Source organism: Nonomuraea sp. NPDC049028 (genome assembly GCF_043197735.1).
In the GTDB taxonomy this organism is placed as follows: Bacteria; Actinomycetota; Actinomycetes; order Streptosporangiales; family Streptosporangiaceae; genus Nonomuraea.
In genome coordinates this window covers 570,480-591,143 of sequence record NZ_JBICTR010000001.1, presented here as the reverse complement: position 1 = coordinate 591,143, position 20,664 = coordinate 570,480, and the positions used below count along the sequence as shown (strand labels likewise).

The 20,664-nt window shown below is 67.9% G+C and carries 23 protein-coding genes; 14 read left to right on the top strand and 9 right to left on the bottom strand.

Features of this window, described 5'->3' with window-relative positions:
- The first annotated feature begins 520 nt into the window (after window positions 1-520).
- Both ACGFJ2_RS02675 and ACGFJ2_RS02670 read left to right on the top strand, forming a co-directional pair.
- Window positions 521-2,494, top strand: coding sequence for a trypsin-like serine peptidase (locus ACGFJ2_RS02675; RefSeq protein WP_393463907.1), 1,974 nt, complete (start codon window positions 521-523; stop codon window positions 2,492-2,494).
- Complete coding sequence (locus ACGFJ2_RS02670; RefSeq protein WP_393463904.1) at window positions 2,452-3,507, top strand: endonuclease/exonuclease/phosphatase family protein; 1,056 nt, start codon at window positions 2,452-2,454, stop codon at window positions 3,505-3,507. Before ACGFJ2_RS02675 ends, ACGFJ2_RS02670 begins: the two co-directional genes overlap by 43 nt.
- 9 nt (window positions 3,508-3,516) lie before the next feature.
- On the opposite strand, the gene ACGFJ2_RS02665 is transcribed toward ACGFJ2_RS02670, so the two are convergent.
- On the bottom strand, window positions 3,517-3,825 hold the full coding sequence (locus tag ACGFJ2_RS02665) for a hypothetical protein (protein WP_393465326.1): 309 nt from the start codon (window positions 3,823-3,825) through the stop codon (window positions 3,517-3,519).
- On the opposite strand from ACGFJ2_RS02665, the gene ACGFJ2_RS02660 reads away from it, so the two are divergent.
- The 6 genes from ACGFJ2_RS02660 (at window position 3,799) to ACGFJ2_RS02635 (ending at window position 9,356) form a co-directional block, all read left to right on the top strand.
- Window positions 3,799-3,984: a hypothetical protein gene (locus ACGFJ2_RS02660; RefSeq protein WP_393463901.1), complete on the top strand. Its 186-nt coding sequence runs from the start codon at window positions 3,799-3,801 to the stop codon at window positions 3,982-3,984. The two genes, ACGFJ2_RS02665 and ACGFJ2_RS02660, sit on opposite strands and share 27 nt — an antisense overlap.
- A 49-nt stretch (window positions 3,985-4,033) precedes the next feature.
- Window positions 4,034-4,675 (top strand): RNA polymerase sigma factor, encoded by a 642-nt coding sequence (locus ACGFJ2_RS02655; protein ID WP_393463898.1) that lies wholly within the window; start codon window positions 4,034-4,036, stop codon window positions 4,673-4,675.
- A complete protein-coding gene (locus tag ACGFJ2_RS02650) occupies window positions 4,668-5,525 on the top strand; it encodes a CU044_5270 family protein (protein WP_393463895.1) in 858 nt (285 codons plus the stop codon). The genes ACGFJ2_RS02655 and ACGFJ2_RS02650 overlap by 8 nt, the downstream gene beginning before the upstream one ends.
- A 176-nt stretch (window positions 5,526-5,701) precedes the next feature.
- Window positions 5,702-7,285, top strand: a complete 1,584-nt coding sequence (locus ACGFJ2_RS02645; protein WP_393463892.1) for a heparinase II/III family protein — start codon at window positions 5,702-5,704, stop codon at window positions 7,283-7,285.
- 77 nt (window positions 7,286-7,362) lie between these two features.
- Window positions 7,363-8,154 carry an SDR family NAD(P)-dependent oxidoreductase gene (locus tag ACGFJ2_RS02640; RefSeq protein WP_393463889.1) on the top strand — a complete coding sequence of 264 codons (792 nt, stop codon included), beginning with the start codon at window positions 7,363-7,365 and terminating at the stop codon, window positions 8,152-8,154.
- A 5-nt stretch (window positions 8,155-8,159) separates the two neighbouring features.
- The gene (locus ACGFJ2_RS02635; protein ID WP_393463886.1) at window positions 8,160-9,356 is read left to right on the top strand and encodes a GDSL-type esterase/lipase family protein; all 1,197 of its coding nucleotides are present in this window, start codon (window positions 8,160-8,162) and stop codon (window positions 9,354-9,356) included.
- Here ACGFJ2_RS02635 and ACGFJ2_RS02630 read toward each other — a convergent pair.
- The 4 genes from ACGFJ2_RS02630 to ACGFJ2_RS02615 all read right to left on the bottom strand — a co-directional run bounded on the left by ACGFJ2_RS02630 (window position 9,317) and on the right by ACGFJ2_RS02615 (window position 12,197).
- Window positions 9,317-9,409: a fumarylacetoacetate hydrolase family protein gene (locus ACGFJ2_RS02630; RefSeq protein WP_357950832.1), complete on the bottom strand. Its 93-nt coding sequence runs from the start codon at window positions 9,407-9,409 to the stop codon at window positions 9,317-9,319. The genes ACGFJ2_RS02635 and ACGFJ2_RS02630 overlap by 40 nt on opposite strands.
- Before the next feature lie 94 nt (window positions 9,410-9,503).
- Complete coding sequence (locus tag ACGFJ2_RS02625; RefSeq protein WP_393463883.1) at window positions 9,504-10,751, bottom strand: erythromycin esterase family protein; 1,248 nt, start codon at window positions 10,749-10,751, stop codon at window positions 9,504-9,506.
- 1 nt (window position 10,752) lies between these two features.
- Window positions 10,753-11,487, bottom strand: coding sequence for an ABC transporter permease (locus ACGFJ2_RS02620; protein ID WP_393463880.1), 735 nt, complete (start codon window positions 11,485-11,487; stop codon window positions 10,753-10,755).
- Window positions 11,484-12,197, bottom strand: coding sequence for an ABC transporter ATP-binding protein (locus ACGFJ2_RS02615; protein ID WP_393463877.1), 714 nt, complete (start codon window positions 12,195-12,197; stop codon window positions 11,484-11,486). Before ACGFJ2_RS02615 ends, ACGFJ2_RS02620 begins: the two co-directional genes overlap by 4 nt.
- Before the next feature lie 130 nt (window positions 12,198-12,327).
- Between ACGFJ2_RS02615 and ACGFJ2_RS02610 the strand changes: the two genes are divergently transcribed.
- From ACGFJ2_RS02610 to ACGFJ2_RS02595, 4 genes are all read left to right on the top strand, one after another.
- Window positions 12,328-13,506, top strand: coding sequence for a sensor histidine kinase (locus ACGFJ2_RS02610; RefSeq protein ID WP_393463874.1), 1,179 nt, complete (start codon window positions 12,328-12,330; stop codon window positions 13,504-13,506).
- Window positions 13,481-14,128, top strand: coding sequence for a response regulator transcription factor (locus ACGFJ2_RS02605; protein ID WP_357950818.1), 648 nt, complete (start codon window positions 13,481-13,483; stop codon window positions 14,126-14,128). The genes ACGFJ2_RS02610 and ACGFJ2_RS02605 overlap by 26 nt, the downstream gene beginning before the upstream one ends.
- A gap of 59 nt (window positions 14,129-14,187) precedes the next feature.
- Window positions 14,188-14,649, top strand: a complete 462-nt coding sequence (locus tag ACGFJ2_RS02600) for a nuclear transport factor 2 family protein (protein WP_393463871.1) — start codon at window positions 14,188-14,190, stop codon at window positions 14,647-14,649.
- Window positions 14,650-14,715: 66 nt separating this feature from the next.
- Entirely contained in the window at window positions 14,716-15,648 is a 933-nt protein-coding gene (locus tag ACGFJ2_RS02595) for a hypothetical protein (protein ID WP_393463868.1), read from the top strand.
- A 128-nt stretch (window positions 15,649-15,776) separates the two neighbouring features.
- Here the strand turns inward: ACGFJ2_RS02595 and ACGFJ2_RS02590 are convergent, their stop codons facing one another.
- A complete protein-coding gene (locus ACGFJ2_RS02590; RefSeq protein ID WP_393463865.1) occupies window positions 15,777-16,310 on the bottom strand; it encodes a MarR family winged helix-turn-helix transcriptional regulator in 534 nt (177 codons plus the stop codon).
- 47 nt (window positions 16,311-16,357) lie between these two features.
- On the opposite strand from ACGFJ2_RS02590, the gene gap reads away from it, so the two are divergent.
- A complete protein-coding gene (gene gap, locus ACGFJ2_RS02585) occupies window positions 16,358-17,353 on the top strand; it encodes a type I glyceraldehyde-3-phosphate dehydrogenase (RefSeq protein WP_393463862.1) in 996 nt (331 codons plus the stop codon).
- Between the two features lie 35 nt (window positions 17,354-17,388).
- On the opposite strand, the gene ACGFJ2_RS02580 is transcribed toward gap, so the two are convergent.
- From ACGFJ2_RS02580 to ACGFJ2_RS02570, 3 genes are all read right to left on the bottom strand, one after another.
- Entirely contained in the window at window positions 17,389-17,829 is a 441-nt protein-coding gene (locus tag ACGFJ2_RS02580; RefSeq protein ID WP_393463859.1) for an ATP-binding protein, read from the bottom strand.
- A 251-nt stretch (window positions 17,830-18,080) separates the two neighbouring features.
- Window positions 18,081-19,202: a magnesium/cobalt transporter CorA gene (gene corA / locus ACGFJ2_RS02575; protein ID WP_393463856.1), complete on the bottom strand. Its 1,122-nt coding sequence runs from the start codon at window positions 19,200-19,202 to the stop codon at window positions 18,081-18,083.
- 22 nt (window positions 19,203-19,224) lie between these two features.
- Window positions 19,225-19,701, bottom strand: coding sequence for a nuclear transport factor 2 family protein (locus tag ACGFJ2_RS02570; RefSeq protein ID WP_358175781.1), 477 nt, complete (start codon window positions 19,699-19,701; stop codon window positions 19,225-19,227).
- Window positions 19,702-19,942: 241 nt separating this feature from the next.
- Between ACGFJ2_RS02570 and ACGFJ2_RS02565 the strand changes: the two genes are divergently transcribed.
- Window positions 19,943-20,641 (top strand): M50 family metallopeptidase, encoded by a 699-nt coding sequence (locus ACGFJ2_RS02565; RefSeq protein WP_357950789.1) that lies wholly within the window; start codon window positions 19,943-19,945, stop codon window positions 20,639-20,641.
- Window positions 20,642-20,664: the final 23 nt, after the last annotated feature.

Sequence of the window (20,664 nt, the reverse complement as noted above, 5' to 3'; positions counted from 1 at the left end):
CGCCTCGCAGCGGGCGATGAGGTCGGCAGACTACCAAATGCGCCCGTGAGCGGATCACTACCCTGCACCCCGACCTTTGGCTGATCTTTCGTGAAATTTCCCCAAATGCCGCCGTGGCCGGGAGCGTGTTTCGACAGTCCGCCGCCGATGCCACGGCCAAGGGCTCCAGGTGGCCGTGGAGCTACTCCGACTGACCAAACCGACATGACATCCACCTTTCCGCAAAGGTCTCTCATCGAAATATCGCCGAATGTAGAAAACAAGATAGTGAGCGGTCAATTAACCCACCGCCATCTGGACTCCAGTCCTCCACGACATGCATATTTAAATGATGTGCACCTTTTAGTGGAATCGTTGGAGCTCAGAGCGGCGGACCGCTATGGATATATCAACAGCAGTGCAGGAAAATAAAGGCAGGCATACCAAAGCCGCCGCCAAACGGTATCGCTGGAGCGGCTCCGATCGTTATGAAGCCGCGCGAAGGCAAGAGCAGGGTGAGGCGTTCCCCGACTCGCCAGAGATGCTCGCAGCCCGCACCGCCCGCCTCATCCAGCGTAACGGGGTCCCGGTCGAGGCAGCGATCGAGGCCACCCGGGGCGAGAGCCTGGACCGGACCAGGATGTACGAACGCATCCTCGGGGTGGCCAAAGAGCTGCAAGCCTGGAGCTTCCTGCCTCGGGGCGCACGGGCCGCGCGGACCGTCGCACGGATCTCGGTCAGCGAGAACGGCCGCGAGGTCCCGATCGGCACCGGCTTCCTGGTCTCACCACGGCTGCTGTTGACCAATCACCACGTGTTTCCCAGCGTCACGGCGGCGCGGTCGGCCTTTGTGGAATTCGACGCCCAAGTCACCGTCGACAATCTCCCTGACGTGTCCAGGCGGTTCGCCCTCGTCCCGGACACCTTCTTCATCGCCGACTACGATCTCGACTTCGCCCTGGTCCTGGTGAGCCCTGATGCCGACGGCCAGCCCCTGGGAGAGACATTCGGGTGGAACAGGCTCAGTGTTCAGACGGGCAAACTGGTCATCGGAGAGCCGGTCAACATCATCGGCCATCCCAGCGGCCGGCTGAAGGAGATCTCCATCCGTGAAAACCGGCTGGAGGCACGGCTGGACAACTTCATCCAGTACCAGACCGACACCGAGCCGGGCAGTTCCGGCTCCCCGGTGTTCAACGACCAGTGGGAGGTGACGGCACTCCACCACAGTGGCGTGCCCAAGACCGACGGCCAGGGACGGATCCTGCGGCGCGACGGGCAGATCTGGCAAGAGGGAGACGGCGACGACGCCATCGACTGGGTCTCCAACGAGGGCGTGCGCATCAGCGTCATCCTCAAGCATCTGGCAAAGCTGACGCTCGACGACGCTCATCTGGCGCTCTTGGCCGAGATGGGGCCGGAGGCCGGGCTCCAGGACAGGACCGCCGTGCGGACGGCCGTCACCGGCACAGTCTCGCCTCCCGCCCCTTCGGTCGACGGGCTACCCGTCGAATCAGCCGTACGGGTCGGCGTCGGCCTGGCCGCCGGCCCGGGCGCGTTCGGCGGGTCCAGGCATCTGGTCTTCCTGCACGGCCGTGCCCAGCAGGACCATGACCCGGAGCAACTGCGCCGGTACTGGACCGCTGGGTTGAACGGCGGGCTCACCCGAGCGGGGCTGGCCACGATCGCACCGGCCAACGTCTGGTTCCCCTTCTACGCACAACAGCTCGTCCAGGCCATGCGAACACGGGGAGAAGCCCTTCCCCGCTCACCGCGGGAGATGGTCGACGATCCGGTCGATGCGGCCGCGCCGGGATCCGGCGCCACGCGTCAGCTGTACGAGCAGATGATCATTGAGGCGGCGGACCGGGCAGGTATGCCCGCCGAGCGGCTGGTCCGGAGGGAAGGGCTGGGCGATGCCGTACACCAGGGCTTGAGCTGGCTGGCCAACACCACCAACCTGGATCGGCTGCTCATAGCCGCGATCTTCGCGGATGTGGCCGCCTACCTCGACGACCAGCGAATCCGGGAGGCGGTTCTGGACTGCGTGCTCCAGACGATGCCGCAGACCGGCCGGTTGGTGCTGGTCAGCCACAGCCTGGGCACGGTGGTCGCCGTGGACCTGCTCACCCGGCTCGACCCGAGGGTCGAGGTCGAACTACTCCTCACCGCCGGCAGCCCGCTCGGTATGGACAGCGTCTACCAGCGCCTGCTCACCGGCGGAGCCCAGCGTCCAGACCGAGTGGCCCACTGGGTCAACGTCTGGTGCCCCATCGATCCGGTCGCCATCGGCTGCCCGCTGCGCGACCGTTGGCAGGGTGAGCTGACCGAAGTCCCCGTCGCCAACCCCGCAAGCCGGGCCCACGACATCGAGGAGTATCTCGCTCACCCCGAGGTCGCCCGTGTGATCGGGACTCCGCTCACGTCACCGGCCCCGGTCATCATGCGTTCGATGAATGGAGGGACAAAGCCATGGCCACACTCAAGGTCGCGACGGTCAACGGCGAGTGGATGAACGACTGGTTCACCCTCGACGCGCAGCCGGCGGCGTTCAAGCCGACATTCTCCCGCGATGGCGAGCAGGGAGTCACCGCGGAGGCCGCCGGCCGCTTGGGCGGGCTGATCTCCGCCGTCGACGCGGACATCGTCGCGCTGGTGGAGGCGCCGAGCCGAGCAGCGGAACTGGCGCTGTTCATCCACGACTATCTGACCGTTGGCGGAACCGCCACGTACGACTTCGTGCTGGGCGATTCCGGTGGAAGTCAGAAGCTGGCCCTGTTGTTCAAACCCGATCGTGTCGCGGTCACTCTCACTCCTTCGACGGAGGCGGCGCCGTTCATCGAGCCGTGGCTGGCCGACGTCGACGGCGACGCGGTGCTCGACGAGTACGCGTTCACCAGGAACCCGCTGTGCTGCACCGCCGATGTCTCCGGTACCCGATTGGAGGTAGTGGTCGCGCATCTGAAGTCGAACTTCATCAACCAGGGCCGTGCGTTGTGGCAGGACCCTGCCCGGCGCCCGGATTTCATTCGCGCCTCGTTGCGAAACCGGCGACGGATCGCCACTGAGGCGATGCGGATCCGCGGAGCCATGGAGCGGCGCTTGGACGCCGATCCGGCCTCGGCGTTCATCGTGCTCGGAGACCTGAACGACGGCCCTGGCCAGGACTACTTCGAGGAGTTGTACCTCGCGCACAACGTCACCGACATCCTCGTCGGCTCACCGTATCGGCCCGAGCGACTGTTCGGCCATGCCCAGGCCGATGTGGCTGAGGACAAGCGCTACAGCGCCGTGTTCGACGATTTCGTCACCGACGAGCCGCACCGGCACATGCTGCTGGACCACATCCTCCTCTCACCCGCCCTGACGAACGGCGGGGCAGGCGGGGCATCGCTGACCAAGGTGCCGGGGTCCGGTCGCATAGAACATGACGCCTGGGAAGCCCAGATCTCCGGCGACGGATCCGCACGGGACCGCCGCGCGACCGATCACCGCCCGGCCAGCGTCACCCTCACTCATCCCTCATGAGCGGGTCGGTCATTTGGCGATGGTGAGCACGCCGTCCGCGCACGAGACGACGGTGAGTTCGAACGGCGTGCCGTGCCCCTGGGGAAAGGTGATCTGGATGCGGCCGTCCCCCAGAGATTGCCAGCGACCGGTCACCGCCGCCCCGATGTACCCGACCACGAGCCCGCTGATGATCCGGATGACGGTCAGTTTCCTGTCGGCCTGCCAGGTCGAGCGGGGGGATCTCGCGGTCGCAGTGGCTTTGGGCTCACCATCAACGGCGATCGGCTGGCCAGGGGCTCGCTGCGGGTCATGGGGACCGCCTTCGCCACTGGCCACGCGGCGGGCATCGCCGCGGCACTGGTCGCCAGGGGCGGGAAGGCGGAGGCGCGGGAGGCACGGGCCGTACGGAAGGAGCTCGTCCGGGCAGGATGGGTATCTGCCCTGAGCGGGCGTGAAAGCGATCGGGCGGATCGGGGGATAAGAGATATCCGCTGATCGTTCGAAGGGTGGCACATGACGGGGCAAGCATTGTGAAGGGGCGACCGTGGTGACGGCACTGTCCTGGATCTCCGGCCACGCCGCCCAGGGCTCGGTCGAGCGGGAGCCGGAGTCCCTCGACCGGGCCGGGGGCGTGCCCGGGTCGCTCGTGGACGCCGAAGTGTTCGGGGCGGTGTTCGACGCCTGTTTCAGTGACATCCACGGCTATGTCGCCCAGCGCCTCGGCGCGGACCATGCCGAGGACGTCGTCTCCGACACGTTCCTCATCGCGTTCAGGAAGCGCGCGCAGTACGACCCGGCGCGCGCCACCGTGCGGGCCTGGCTGTTCGGGATCGCGACGAAGCTCATCGGCAAGCACCGCCGCCTGGAGGCGCGGACACTGCGCGCGCTGGGACGGTACGGCCCCGACCGGGACGCGCCGGGACACGAGGACCGGGTGACCGCACGGGTCAGCGCCCAGAGCCTGCAGCCGAACCTGGCCTCCGCCCTGGCGGCGCTGGATCAGCGCGATCGCGACGTCATCCTGCTCGTCGCGCTGGCCGGGCTGAGCCATGAGGAGATCGCCACGGCGCTCGGCATCCCGTACGGCACGGTCGGCTCCCGGCTGAGCCGGGCCAGGAAGAAGCTGCGCGGCTCCCTGGGCGACACCAATCCGCTGCTCGCCCTCGAGGAGGCCGACCATGGATGAGCTGTCGTCGATCCGCGAGCTGTACGGCGAGCCGCCGGCCGACCCGGCGCTCAAGGCCAGGGTCCGCGAGCGGCTGGACGCCGAGCGCTCCTCGCGTACGTCGTGGCTCTCCTGGAGAGGGGTCGTGGGCAGTCTCGCCGCGGCGGCGGTCGCCGTGACGGCCGTGGTGGCGCTCGCTTCGCCCCGTACGCCCGGCTCGGCGGTCTCCGGGCGGTCGATCCTGCTGGCCGCGGCGACCACGGCGGCGTCGGGTCCCGCCGACAAGGGGACGTACTGGCACATCGAGAAGCTCCACGACGGCACGAAGGTCACCGACCTCTGGGCGACCCCCGACGGGAAGGCGTGGACGGGCGAGCGGGTGACGGGCCGGCCCTCGAAGGTCGTCGCGGTCTCGGGACGGGCGCCGTTCAGCATGGCGGGGAAGGATCTGACGGTCGAGCAGATCCAGCGGCTGCCGTCCGACCCGGCCGCGCTGAAGGAGTGGGTGATCGGGATGCTGCCCGCCGGGTCCGGCGACGATGTCCTGGCGGACGCGCTCAGCGGGCTGCTGTGGAGCAAGCCGTCACCACCGGCCGTCCGGGCGGCGGCCTATCGGCTGCTCGGTGACCTGCCGAACGTCCGGTACCTGGGGCGGAAGACGGACCAGCGGGGACGTACCGGTGACGCGTTCACCTACAGCCTGGCCGGCGATCCGCCGGTCCAGCGGACGCTGATCATCGATGTGACCAGTTCGCAGGTGCTGGCCAGCTCCAACACCACGGGGACGAGCGGCCCGCAGACGTCCGAGGTGGTCCTGGGCGCCGGTTGGACCGACAAGGGTCCGGCGGAATCCGCAAGCACCCGTCCATAACCCCATAGGTCAGGGCACACCTGTGCCTTGACCTCACCGCCGCGCGGGCGTCTGTGCCGCGCTCGCACCGCCGCGCTCGGTTCTCGCGCGCCGCGGCCCTCCCCCGCATGTGAAGCTCGCGCGCCGCCGTTCGCGCCGCGTGTGGGTTTCGCGCGCCCGAAATCAGGAGTCGCCACGTGTTCTGGCGTGCCCGTACGACGCCCGGCCGGGCCATCTGCCTGGCCCACCAGTTCCCCAAGATCAAGCTGCCGGAGGTGATGGCCGGGCGGGTGACCTTCGTCGGCCTGCCCCCGGTGGACCTCGGCCAGGACATCGACTGGCGGCTGAACCCGCACGGCAACCGCTCCTGGGCGCTGAACCTGCACACCCTGCGCTGGATGGGCGGCCTGGTCGCCGAGTACGAGGGTTCGGGCGAGCGGGCCTACCTCGACCGGGCCGAGACCCTGGCCGACGACTGGATCCGCAAGAACCCGCGCGACCATGCCGACATCAGCCCCTGGGCCTGGGCAGAGCACGCCGTCGCGCTGCGCGCCCCCGTGCTGGTGTGCCTCAGCGCCCACGTCGACAGCCGCCGCCTGCTGGACAGCCTCGCCGAGCACGGCGAGATCCTGTCCGACCCGGCGCTCTACCGGCAGGGCCACAACCACGGCCTGGACCAGGACATCGCGCTGCTGGTGGTGGGCTGCCGCCTGGGCCGGAACGAGTGGCGTGACCTGGCGATCCGCCGGATGCTCGCCTCGGCCGAACTCGCCATCGACGAGCAGGGCGTCCTGCACGAACAGGCGCCGAGATACGGGCTGTACGTGCACCGGCGGCTCGGGGTGGCATTACGGGCGATCGAGGAGAGCGGCGCCAAGATCCCGAACCGGCTGACGGCACGCCGGACCGCCCTCGAAGCGTACGTGGCCCATGCCACGCAGCCCGACGGCTTCCTGGCACCCCTCGGGGACAGCCCGGCGGACACGCGGGCGGCCGGGTTCGCGCACGACGGGGCGACGGTGCGGGTCTTCGACGGCGGGTACGTCTTCGGCCGGACCGCATGGGACGATCCGGGCTCGGCGTTCTACTCGATCAGGTTCGGGCCGGGGCGGCGGCTGCACGGGCACGAGGACCATCTGGGCGTCACCTATCACGCGCAGGGTCGCCCGGTGCTGGTCGAGGCCGGTTTCCACTCCTACGAGAAGACGGACTACGTGGAGTGGACCAAGTCGCCCGACGCGCACAACGTACCCTCCGTGGTGGGCGCGGGCTTCCGAGCGGGTACGGCCACGCGCCTGGACGCGTCGGACATCGGCCCGTCGCGGCAGTCGTACCGGCTCAGCGACGAGGCGTATGGCGTGCGCCGTACGCGCGAGGTCCTGGTCAGTCACGGAGCGGACCTGATGGCCGTACTGGACTCGGTGCCGGAGGGGCACGCGGTGCGCGACCTGTGGCACTTCGACCCGTCGCTGCGGCTGATCGACCAGCGTGACGGCGTCGTGGTGCTGGGCGACGACGCCCGCCGCGTGACGCTCCTGCAGCTCACGACCGACGGCAGGCCGGTGGGCGGTCAGACGGTACGGCCGGGCACGGTCTCACCGGGGTACCTCCGGACGGCGGAGACCGTGACGGTGACGTCCCCGGAGGCTTCCCGGCTGCTCACCGTGATCGTGCCGGGCACCGAGGACCCGGCGGTCTCGACTAAGGGCCACCTGATCACGGTGCGTACGCCCGGCGGCCCGGTCACCTTCGGCGGGTCGACACTGTGCCCACTGCGATGATCAGGCTATACCCATGGGTTCAAAAACATGAACCACGTGGTTTGCATATGAACAGTCCGGATAACTATGTTGAACCCATGAGTTCAACTCGGAAGACCTTGGTCATCACAGGTGGCACCGACGGGATGGGCAAGGAGCTCGCCCGCACCTACCTGCGCCGCGACGACACCGTCGTCATCGTCGGCCGCGACAAGGACAAAGCCCTCCCCGGCGCCCGTCTCATCGCCGCGGACCTGAGCCTGGTCAGCGAGAACAGGCGGGTCATCGACGAGATCAACGCCGCCTATCCGGCCGTTGACGCACTCGTGCTGTGCGCCAGGTACTTCCGCTCCACCCGGTTCGTCACCGCCGAGGGAATCGAGGCCACCTTCGCGCTGGAGTACCTGAGCCGCCACCTCCTCAGCCACGGCCTGACCGATCCCGGAGTCATCATCAACGTGTCCGGCCCGGGCGTCCCCATGGGCCGCGTCCACTGGGACGACCTGATGCTGGAGCGCGGCTATGACGGGGTGGCGGCCCAAATGCAGGCCGGCCGTGCCAACGACCTGCTCGGTACCGCCTTCGCCGCCGAGCGGCCGAGCGGCCGTACCCGATATGTCCTGATCAACCCTGGGCCCGTGTCCACCGCCTTCCGCGGCGAGTACGACGCCGCGACCGCCGCCCACGTCGAGCAGCTCAAAAGGCACGGCGCGCCGGTCGCCGAAGGCGTCAAACCCGTCATCGCCCGCGTCGATGCCCCGCCCGCCGCCCCGCTCAGCGCCTTCACGCGGAGCAAGCCGATCAGCCTGGACCACCCGTCATTCTCGGCTGAGGCCGCCGCGAGGCTCAGCGACGTCACCCGCCACCTGCTGCGCTCCCTGGAGGGCTGAACAACATGACCACATGGACGGCGGCCTTCAGGTCAGCCCCGGTCAGCGCGTACGAGTCGATGACGCTCATCCACCCCTCGCGGGCCTTTCATGACCAGACTCTGCGTCAGATCGTGCGCGTCCGCGGGGCCGGTGATCGTCTACGGATCCGTCTCAGCAACCAGTACGGCAAGCAACCCCTGACCATCGCCCGGACCAGCGTGGCCGCGCACGACACCCGATCCTCGATCATCGCGGGCACCGACACCGCGGTCACCTTCGGGGGGACGGCGCAGGTGACGATCGACGCCGGTGCCGAAGCCGTGAGCGATCCCGTCGGCTTCGTCACAGCGGGCGAGAGCGACCTGGCGGTCAGCACGTATCACGCCTCAGACGCCGGTCTGGCCACCTACCATCCCTTCGCCCTGCAGACCGGTTACGTGGTAGCGGGCGACGCCGTCTCGCGGACGCGCCTGACGGCTGCCGAAGAGGTGGAATCCCGGTTTCACCTGGGCGGCATCGACATCGGGGGGCCCGAGGGACGCCGGGTGATCGCGGCCTTCGGCGACTCACTCACCGACGGAGTGGGCACCGCCCACGGCACCCACCGTCGCTATCCCGACCTGTTGGCCGGCAGACTCGCCGACACCTCTGTGCTCAACCTCGGCATCGCCGGCAACAGGCTGCTCAGTGACGTCTTCGGCGAACGCGGCATCGCCCGATTCGAGCGCGACGTGCTCGCCGCGCCAGGGGTGACGCACGTCGTCCTGGAGCTGGGCCTCAACGACATCGGCATGCCGGGCATGCTGGGTCTGCCCGCCGTACCGGCGGACGACCTCATCGACGGGCTCGGCTCGATCATCCGGCAAGCCGCGCGAGCGGGGCTGACGACGGTCGTCGCGACCATGACCCCCTTCGGCGGAGCGAACGGTGTCAGCCCCGGATTCGACACCCCCGAGGGGGAACGGACACGGCAACGCGTCAACGAGTGGATCCGCGCCCACTCGGACGTCGTCGCAGACTTGGATCACGGGCTGCGTGACCCGGCCGCGCCGGCTGTCCTGCGGTCCGAATACGACAGCGGCGATCACATCCATCCCAACGACGCGGGAGCCGAGGCCATAGCCGACATCGTCGCCGGAGCGGTCCTTAGAGCCGGCGGCCGAGCGCGGGCGCCGCACGGTCAGCAGTCGCGTGCCGTGACGTCGTTGAACACCGAGTAGCCCGCGACGGCGGCCCGCGCCTGTTCGGGCGAGTCGATCGCGGAGCCCTCCACCCGGTTCGGCGGGGATCAGGTGGAGGTGTTCGCGAGGGAGCTGAGACGCGCGGTCGCCGAGGTCGAGCAGGCCCTGACCGACTTCGCCGACTGATCACAGTGGGGTGACCGGGCTGGCATGCGGCACGTACACCAGGGCGTCGTAGGCCTGGGCGGGCACCGTCTTCACCGTGTACGTCCAGCTCAGGGAGCTGTAGATCGACCGGAAGCCGTCACCGACGTTACCCATCGGGACCTCCGAGGTGAGCACCTCACGGTTGCCGGGTTGCGACGAGGCCTGCGCGAGGTTCACGTAGCCCAGCGGCTGGTCGCCGAACAGCTTGGCCAAAGGCGAGGTGTGGCTCACGGTGAACCGCTTGCGTTCGCCGGAGCCGTCGTCCCTGCTGACGAAGGTGCTCGTGCCGAACTCGGTGCCGATCGTGAAGTAGTCCTTGCCGTACGCCTTGGCCAGCCGCCGCCCCATCGACTCGTAGGAGAACGCCGCACCGCTCTTGTCGATGTGGCCGTTGTGACCGCCCACTATGACCTTCTTCCGTCCTTGGGCGGCCTCCGCGTCGGCGATCCACCTGACGTTCTCGGCCATCCAGGCGTCCCGCTTGCTGTTGTAGTCATTGCCGGAATTCTGTAACTGCGCACCGCGCTGGATCGTCTCGGCGTGGTGCACCGCGAGGGCGAACGACTCCTGGGAGCTGAGGCTGACGTACTTCTCCCGATTCGCCGTCATCTGGGCGACGAGCCGCCCAGCGGCGGTGGTGGCGGCGGCGACCTTCTCCTGCTCCTGTTCGGACCTGGTGGCATCGGTGAGAGCGGCCAGCGACTCCTGGACCGGGCGGACCCGAGCGGGGTCGACCGTGGCGAGATAACGCAGCAGCCGCTCCTTGTTCCGGTCGTAACGCTGCATGTCGAAGCCGTACAGACGCACCTTGTCCGCGTCGGGGACGGCGGCGTTGTGGTCATGGATCCACTTGAGCAGATCCGCCATCTCGCGGGTCCGGTAGATGTCGAAGCCGAGCGCCCTAGCCGCGTCCTCCGCGCTGCCCCGGCCGTTCATGACATAGTCGTTGGCCGTGGCCGTGCCGCCGAAATCGGCCTCCAGGGCGACGGTGCGGAAGCCGTACTCTCGTACCAGCTTCTGGATGATCAACGCGCGGGTCTGGACGAACTCCTTGTTGCCGTGCGTGGCCTCGCCGATCCCGACCACCCGTTTGCCGGCGGCGTCGGCGAGCGGGGCCTGGTCGAGAGGGACCACGGCGTCGGACGTCACTCGCGAGGTGTCCACACCCGCGCACCCGGCCGCCGCCAGGCCGATCAGGGCGATGCTCAGGACGAGCTTGCGCCTCATGTCAGTTCACTTCCTTGCGGAGCACGCGCATGACGCCGAGCGTCATCGGGATGACGATCCAGAAGATCATTGACGCGGCCAGCCGAGCGGCGTCGCCCCCTGTCATGTCGCCGACCATCAGAGGGGTGGCGGCGCTGCCCAGGTCGAGCCACTCGGTCAGGGCCGCGCCGGTGGCACCGAGCCGGGCGACGACGCTCCACAGCATCGGGGTCGCCAGGCAGATCACGATCGCGGCCGGCGCGTTCAGGAGCAGCATGCCGACGGACAGTCCCATCGCGACCACCAAGACGTTCGTCGCGGTCCAGCCCAGCAGGGCGAGAGGGGTGATCTCCCAGCCCGCCGGGACGTCCTGGGCGCTGGCGACGGCTGCCGTCACCGGCACCGCGACCAGCATCGCGAACAGGGAGGCCGCCATGGCGGTGATCAACGGAGGCAGGCACTTGGCCGCCAGCACCCGCAGGCGCCGAGGTTCGAGCGCGAAGGTGGTCAGGGCGGTGCGGTGGCTCCATTCGCCGGTCACCGTGAGAATGCCGATGACGGGGAGCAAGGTGCTGAATCCGATTCCGGCGGTCCCGATCAAGGTGCCCAGCTGCGGACCATCGATGACGCTGCGCGCCGTAATGGACATCAGGGTCAAAACGATCAGGATCACCGTCATGATCTTGCCACTGCGGGTGTCGAAGAGCTTGCGAGCCTCGACCGACAGCAGCCGGTAGAAGGGAATCGATGTGGTCATGCCGCACTCCGGTCCGCGTTCGCCGTCAGTTCGAGGAAGGTCTGTTCGAGGTCCCGGCCCCGGCCGAGCTCGTCGACGGTCCCCTGGGCGAGGACACGGCCGCGGCCGATCATCACGATGTGGTCGGCGACCCGCTCCACCTCGTGCAACAGGTGCGAGCTGAGCAGCACCGTACGGCCCGAGTCGGCGAGGTTGCGCAGCAGCCCGCGTATCCATTGGATGCCTTGAGGGTCGAGACCGTTGGCGGGCTCGTCCAGGATGAGCACCTTGGGCCGGCCGAGGAGCGCGTGAGCGATGCCGAGCCGCTGCCGCATGCCGAGTGAGTAGCCACCGACCGTCCGCCGGCTCTCTCTGGCGGACAGTCCGACCAGGTCGAGGACCTCGCCGACCCGCGACTTCGGCAGTCCGAGCAGCATCGCGCTCAGGGTCAGGATCTCCCGGCCGGTCCGGCCGGGATGCTGGGCAGCGGCGTCGAGAAGCACGCCCACCTGGGAACCCGGGCAATCCAACTCGATGTACGGTCGGCCCAGCACGGTGGCCGAGCCCGAGGTGGGACGGGACAGCCCGGCCAGGATGCGCATGGCCGTGGACTTTCCGGCGCCGTTGGGCCCGAGGAAGCCGGTGACGCTGCCCGCTTCGGCGGTGAAGGACACGTCGTCCAGTGCCTTCACGTTCTTGTAGAACTTGCTGACGTGGTCGAACTCGATCATGGATCAAGTTCACCGGACGCGACGCCGCCGGTCATCGAACCCAGGTCGAGTCCGGTTCTAGACCTTTGGCCACCTGGATGTGGACCTGGGTCGCTAAGGCTTCGGCCAGGAGATCTCTAGGCTGTAGGGCGTGCACGACCTGAAGGAGAGCCGGGCGGCCCTGGACCCGCAGAGCATCACACTGCGCTATGTGTGCGCCCTGCTGCCGATGCTGTTCCATGGAGCCACCTTGATCGCGGTCGTTTCCCGCGACCCTTACCGGTTTCCGTCGGCACTGGTCGATGTGGGGCTCGGCGTGATCGCTCTTGTCCTGATGGGGTGGCGGCGTCGCTGGCCGTGGCAGATCGCCCTGGTCACCGCCCTGCTGAACGCGTTCTCCAGCACGGCGAGCGGCCCGGCATACGTCACGTATGTCTCCTTGTGCATGCATCGTCGGTGGCGTCAGATCGTCCCCGTCGCGGTCGTGTCCTGGCTGAGCGTGGTGGCGTTCGCCGCCCTTCCGGCCATCACCGAGGCGACCGATGTGTCCATCATGACCGGAACCGCCATCCTCGGCGGACTGACCCTCTTCGGCCTCTACTTCCGCGGCCGCCAGGACCTGGCCGCCTCACAGCAAGAGACGGCCCTGCTCGCCGAACGTCAACAGCTGCAGCTGATCGAGCAGGCCAAGCTGGCGGAACGGCTCAAGATCGCCCACGAGATGCACGACGTCCTGGCTCATCGGATCTCCCTGCTGTCCATGCTCGCCGGCGGCCTGGCGTACCGGAAGGACCTCAGCGCCGAGGAGACCCGCGAGGCCGCACTGGCCATCCAGGAGAACGCGCACCAGTCACTGAACGAGCTGCGCACCGTGCTCGGCACGCTCCGGCACGACGAATCCCTGGAAGCCCCGCAACCGAACCTGACCCATCTCGATGCCCTCTTCGACGAGGTGCGCACCGCCGGTCAGCAGGTCGAGGTGGACGACACCATCGGTGACCGGGAACTGCTGCCGACGCCGACCGGGCGGCACGCGTACCGGATCGTGCAGGAGGCTCTTACCAATGCGCGCAAGCATGCGCCGGGCAGCCGGGTGATGGCCGAACTCGGCGGGCGGCCGGGCGACGGCCTGCGCATCCGGGTGAGCAACCCGGCGCTGTTCGCGACGGCCGCGGGACCGGGCTCGAGGCTGGGGCTGGTCGGCTTGGCAGAACGCATCCGGATGGCCGGCGGCACTCTCAGCCACGCCGTACGGGACGGACGCTTCATCCTCGACGCCACGCTGCCATGGGAGACTTCACCCCGTGACTCGACTGGTGATCGTGGATGACGACCCGATGGTACGCACCGGCCTGCGCCTGATTCTCGGCGGCGAGCCCGACCTGGACCTGGTCGGCGAGGCCGGGGACGGCCGGCAGGCCATGGATGTGATCCGCGACCTGCGGCCCGATGTCGTGCTCATGGACATCCGGATGCCCAACCAGGACGGGCTGACCACCACCGAGCTGCTGCTGGCCCAGCCGGACCCGCCCCGGATCCTCGTACTCACCACCTTCGACGCCGACGACATGGTGCTGCGCGCTCTGCGGCTCGGTGCCGACGGCTTTCTGCTGAAGGACACGCCACCACCGAAGATGATCGAGGCGGTCCGCACCGTGGCGAGGGGTGAGCCGGTACTGTCGCCGAGCATCGCCCGGCAGGTGATCGCCGCAGCGACCGGCGCGGGCGAACCGCAGCGCGCGGAGGCGCCGCGGGAGCTGGCCAGACTCACCGACCGCGAGCGAGAGGTCGCGATCGAGGTGGCCCGAGGCAGATCGAACGCCGAAATCGCCGGGCAGCTCCACATGAGCGTCGCGACCGTGAAGGCGAACATCACCCGGATCTTCGCGAAACTGGGCAGCGACAGCCGCGTCCAGGTCGCCATGAAGGTACGCGACGCCGGCCTCCTCTAGGAATCCGCTTATCTGGCAGGTAATCGACAGGCCGCACCAGGCTCGGACAGGCTTGCGGCATGACCCATAACGCCAGTGCCACCCGTGACATCGTGGAAGCGCTGATGCGGCGTATCGCCGAGGGCGATCACGACCGTGTCGCCGAGTTGTTCGCCGAGCCGATCGACTGGCAGCTCGACTGGCCCGCTGAGGGGCATCCGGCGGTGCCGTGGATCCGGCCGCGATCGAGCCGAGCCGACGTGGCCGACCATTTCCGTACGCTGGAGGCTCATCACGTGCCCGAGCTGAACGGCACGTCGGTGGCGCGAATCCTGGTCGACGGGGCGGACGCCGTGGTCCTCGGGGAGATCGTGCAGACGGTACGGAGCAGCGGCACCGCTTACAGCTCACCGTTCGCGCTGCACCTCACGGTCGAGGACGGACTCATCACCCGATACCACATTTACGAGGACAGTCTCACGGTCGCGCGTGCCCTCAGCGCCCGGGGAACGGTGCACGCTCCGGCATCGGCGAGCCGCTAAGAACAACCGCTCTTATCAGGCGATTCCCCATGGCTTCGGGCAGGGCTTCATGGTGGAGGCACACGAATGACCATCACGTTCCGTGCTTGTACTGCAACAATGAGCGACATGCCGTCTCCCCCACATGACACCCTCGTCAAGCTGTTCACCGACCGCCCTCAACTGGCGGTGGAGATCCTGCGCGATTTCCTGGGAGTGGACCTGCCCGCCACTCCGCTGGTCCGGCTGGAGAAGACCACCTTCAACACCCGCCCTTCCGACGACATCGAGTCCGACGTGGTCCTCGTGATGGGGCCACCGCAAACAGCCGTCCACGCCATCATCGTGGAGATCCAGCAGGACAAGACCAAGGATCCCAAGCAGATCGCCCGCTACGCAGCCGCGCTGTGGCTGATGCTGCGCTGCGACGTCTCAGTCCTGATGATCTGCCCCGACCGCAATGTCGCCACCCACTACGCACAGCCGATCGATTCGGGGCTGACCGGCTACCGCCTGCGGCCCTGGGTACTGGGGCCGGACGACGTCCCGGTCATCACCGACCCCCAGGAGGCCGCCGCCCACCCGGACCTTGCGGCCATGTCGGTCATGATTCACGGTCTCAACCGCAAGGTCGTCGAGGCGTTCGCCGCCGCGCTGGCAGACGTGACCGATGAACACGCTCCGAAGTATTATGAATACGCATACAGCATGTCCGCGCCCGCGATCCGCTGCCTCCTGGAGGAGATCATGAAGTCCGCGTCTACCGAATGGCCGGTCTACAGCCCCTTCGCCCGCGAGCACTTCGGCCGCGGCAAAACGGAAGGCAAGACAGAAGGCAAGGCGGAAGAGGCTGCCAGATCGGTGCTGCTCGTACTGGACGCCCGCGACTTCAACGTCCCCGATGACATTCGCGCCCAGATCACCACCTGCACAGACCTCGCCCAACTCGAAACCTGGCTCACCCGCGCGGCCACCGCCCAGACCCTCCAAGACCTCTTCACCGAAAACGAATCGGACTGAGAGCGACCTCGAAGCCGAAGGGTCGCACGGATGGCGAGGAGATCGCCCAGCTGAAGGCGGACGTCCAGGCACGGGTGGGTTATCCCCACTGTGGGGATCGGACGCATCCGCCGGCGGGAGTTCCGGATTCAGCGGACGACTGATTCGGCGCTCGCCTGTCCGAGTTCGGCCAAGCGGGTTAGGGCCGGGAGGGCGTCGGTGATCGCCTGGCGCTGCTCGGGGGTCAGCTGGGCGATGAGCGGGACCAGGTGGCGGGTGCGGTCGTCGTGGCGGGAGCGCCCGATCTGGCGTCCGGCCTCGGTGATGTGGACCAGGACGGCGCGCCGGTCGCTGGGGTCGGGGCGGCGTTCCACGAGTCCGTCGCGCTCCAGCCGGGTGACGAGCTGGGTGATGCCGGGCTGGCTGACCTGCTCGGTCTTGGTGAGGTCGGTCAGCCGCATGGGGGCGCCGCGGGTGGCGAGGGTGTCGAGCACCGACAGTGTCGTGAACGACAGCTTCTCCAGCATGGGGAGGCGGATGTAGAAGCGGTTGAAGTTCTCGATCGCGGTGGCGAAGGCATTCACGTCCAGGTCGCCGTCGCGGTCAGCGTCCTGGGCGGGGTCGCGGTCCGAGTCGCGGTCACCCGGCGTCTCGCCCGATGTCTGGTCCGGCGTGGTGTTCACGTCGGAAATATATCGCAAACTTATTTAAGTTGCTTATGATGTCCGGTATGACACTTCGATTGGGCATCAACGGGTTCGGGCGGATCGGCCGGAACGTCTTCCGCGCGGTGACCGCCCGCGCCGACGCCGACATCGAGATCGTCGCGGTCAACGACCTCGGCGACGTGGCGACCATGGCGCACCTGCTGGCGTACGACTCGATCATGGGCCGCTTCCCCGGCGAGGTCGCCGCCGAGCCGGGCGCGATCCGGGCCGGGGACGCGACCATCAAGGTTCTGGCCGAGCGCGACCCCGCCGACCTGCCGTGGGGTGACCTGGGCGTGGACGTGGTGATCGAGTCCACCGGGATCTTCACCAAGGCCGAGCAGGCCCGCGCGCACGTGGACGGCGGCGCGAAGAAGGTCGTCATCGCCGCACCGGCCAGCGGGGAGGACGTCACGATCGTGCTCGGCGTGAACCACGACGTCTACGACCCAGCGCGCCACACAATCATCTCCAACGCCTCGTGCACCACCAACTGCCTGGGTGTGCTGGCCAAGGTGCTGCACGACGCGGTCGGCATCGAGTCGGGCATGATGACCACCGTCCACGCCTACACGCAGGACCAGAACCTGCAGGACGCGCCCCACAAGGACCTGCGGCGGGCCCGGGCGGCGGCGCTCAGCATCGTGCCCACCTCCAGCGGGGCGGCCAAGGCGATCGGTCTGGTGCTGCCGGAGTTGCGGGGCCGGCTGGACGCGTTCGCGCTGCGAGTGCCCGTGTCCAACGGCTCGGTCACCGACCTGACCGTCACCACCAGCCGCGCCACCACCGTGCAGGAGGTGAAGGACGCCTACGCCGAGGCCGCGGCCGGTCCGTACAAGGGTCTGCTGACCTACACCGACGCGCCCATCGTGAGCAGTGACATCGTCGGCGACCCGGCCTCGTGCGTCTTCGACGCCGAGCTGACCCGCGTAATGGGCTCGCAGGTCAAGGTCGTCGGCTGGTACGACAACGAGTGGGGGTACTCCAACCGCCTCATCGACCTGGCCCTCATGCTGTAGCGAACAGAATCGTTTGATAGAGGGGCAGACCGGATCTATGGGCAGGGGTTGGTGTGGATCTTCGCCCACACCCTGTGGCCCACCTCCTTGTCGCCTTCACACCCCACCTGGTCGGCGATCGCGGTGACGAGGGCCAGCCCACGGCCACACTCCGCAGTGGTCCGGCAGGCCATGCCGAAGCGGGGGCACCCACCCCAGCCGCAGTCGTAGACAGCGACGGTGGTCGTGACGGTCGTGCGGGTGAACTCGACGATGAAGGTCCCGCCGTGGCGGCCGCTGCCGGTGTGCTGGAGGGCGTTGGCGCCGAGTTCGGCGACGATCTGCTCGGCGTCGTCCTGGCAAGGGGCGTCGGACAGGAGGTATCGCGTGAAATGGCGGGATTCTCGCCGAACCAGACCGTAAATCCGGCAAGGGCGGCATCCTCTGGGCCAACGAATCCGACTGGCTGTCGAAGTCTCCCGCCGAAGGCGCGGCATCGGCCAAGACCCTGGCTACGAAGTTAAGGGATCAGATCGAGAGCCAGGCGAGCCAGCGCGATCACGTCATTCGCATGCTGATCGCGTAGCTGTTCGATCTGCCGCCTGGCGGCGTCGATCTGTGCCTGCGTCGCCATCATGGCCTGATCTCGCCCGATCTCGTGGAGGCGGGGTCGATTGGATGGTAACCAGAGAGAAGAAGATGTTGAAGCGGAATAGCTAGGTATGCGCGCAGATTCCGAGTGAATGGCCTAGAGCCAATCGCGGCGCTTGAAGACCGTGTAGAGGATCAGGCAGACCAGGCCCATCAGCAGCATCGCGAACGGGTAGCCGAACACCCAGTGCGTCTCGGGCATGAAGTCGAAGTTCATCCCGTAAATGGTGCCGACCAATGTCGGGGCGAACAGGATGGCCGCCCACGCGGAGATCTTCTTGACCTCCTCACCCTGCCGGATGCTGGCCTCCGTCATCCTGGCGATCTCCTCGTTCTGCGCCTGGGTCACCAGCGTCGAGTTGACCAGCAGGATGTCCTGGAGCATCTGCCGGAAGGAGGCCACGCGTTCGTTGACCGTGATGGCGTGGTCGGCCACGTCACGCAGGTAGCTCTGCAGCTCCTCGTTGACGCCGTACTTGGTCGCCCCGGCGATGAACCCGTCGATCATCCGTACCAGTGGCGTGGTGGCCCGCTGGAACTCGATGACCTCGCCCGACAGCTCGTAGACGCGCCGGGAGACGGACGGGTCGCCGCCGAACACCTGGGCCTCGATCTCCTCGATGTCCTTCTGCAGCCCGGCGACCACCGGGGCGTAGCCGTCGACCACGGCGTCGAGGATGGCGTACAGCACCGCCTGCGGGCCCTGGCGGAGCAGGTCGGGGTCCGATTCCATGCGCTTGCGTACGGCCTGCAGGTCAGGCGCCTCCGCGTGCCGTACGGTGATCACGAAGTTGGCCCCGACGAAGACGTGCAGCTCGCCGAACGCGACCTCCTCGACGTCGTCGAGGTAGCGGGCGGCGCGCAGGACGACGAACAGCATGTCGCCGTAGCGGTCGGCCTTGGGCCGCTGGGAGCCCACGATGGCGTCCTCGATGGCCAGCGGGTGCAGCTGGAACTCCTCGGCCAGCTTGGCCAGCTCCCAGTCCTTCGGCCGGTAGAGGCCGATCCAGGCGAGACTGTCGGGCAGTTCCTTGAGACGTTCGAAGGCGTCGGCCAGCGAGGCGGGGTTGTCGACCCGCTTGCCGTCCTGATAGATCGCGTTGTCGATGACAGTGGGCTGGTAGGGAGCCTCTTCGCCGGGGCGCGGGTCCATCGAGTGCTCAGGCGCAGGCTCGCGGGCGCTGCCGCCTCCGCGTCCGAAACCCTTCATCCGTGCCATTGCGCGCCCCTTACCCAAATCTCTACTCGAGTTCGTCGAGTGCCCGCGTCGCCCGGTCCCTGATCGACTTGCGCCACATGGGCGTCCAGCCGAACAGCAGGCCGTGCGGCCTGCCCAGCGCCATCCGGGACCAGCGTTTGAAGTCGAAGTCGTCGTGGTGCCTGACGATCAGGCCGTCCTCGAACCTGAACAGCGCGTCGATCTCGTTGACCACTTCGCGACCCGTACGGGAGAAGGTGTAGCGGGAGGTCCAGCGCGCCGTACCGGTGAAGTCGTCGGCCGTCACGTCCCTGAACTCCGACTTCAGCCCGTCGCTCACGCCCAGCTGCAGCCGCCACATCGCCATCACCCGCCGCCGCCCCTCCACTTCCAGGAAGACGGGGTCGCCGAAGCTCACCTCCGGGTGGTAGCAACTCTCCATCGCCGCGTAGTCGGTGCGGCCGAGTGCCTCGTAGAAGGCGCGGATCAGCGCCACGTGCTGGTCGTTCACCTTGCCCATCAGATCATGGTTGTACCGTTATGCCAGCATACGGCCCCCGGCCAGTCGCCTCCCAGATCGAACGAGTGAAGAGCGGCCAGCCGGTGCGCGTACGAGTGGGGAATTGTCGGGAAATCTGTGCCGAGCACCACCTTCCCCACAGGAACCAGATCAAGCGGCGACTTGGCGGAAAAGACGCGCAGCGTCAGAATCTTGTTCTGTGAGCACGAGCGGGTCTTTACCTGGATAGGGTCATACCTCGATGGACAAGCTCTGGGCCCACCTGATCGAGGTTCAGCCTGCCCCCGACCCGTGGGTCGTGGTGGTCTCGGCACTCGTCGCGCTCGCGATCGTCAGTTTCGGCATGTCCTGGCAACTGTCCAGGGGCCTGATCACGATCGCCCACGAAGGCGGCCACGCGCTGATGGCGCTGGTCACCCGCCGGAAGCTCGAAGGCATTCGCCTGCATTCCGACACCTCCGGCGTAACGCTGACCAGAGGCCGGCCCACCGGCCCCGGCATGGTGCTGACCGCGCTGGCGGGCTATCTGGCGCCGTCGTTGCTCGGGCTGGCCGCCGCGTGGCTGACCGAGCAGGGACGCATCACGTTGCTGATGTGGACCGTGCTGCTGTTCCTGGTCTGCATGCTGCTACTGATCCGCAACCTGTACGGCGCGCTGATCCTGCTCGCGACGGGTGGCGCGGTGTTCGCCCTGTCGATGTACGCGCCGGACAATGTGCAGCAGGTCGTGGCGCTGGTGGCGGTCTGGTTCCTGCTGTTCGGCGGGGTGCGGCCGATCATCGAGTTACAGCGCAAGCGGCGCAGGCGGCAGGCGCGTGACTCCGACGCCGACCAGCTCGCCAGGCTGACCATCCTGCCCGGCGGCTTCTATGTGTTCTTCTTCCTGGTCGTGGCGGGCGCCTCCGTGGTGGCCGGCGCCTATCTCATGAATCCGCTCTAGTCCGGAAAAATCACATTAAACTC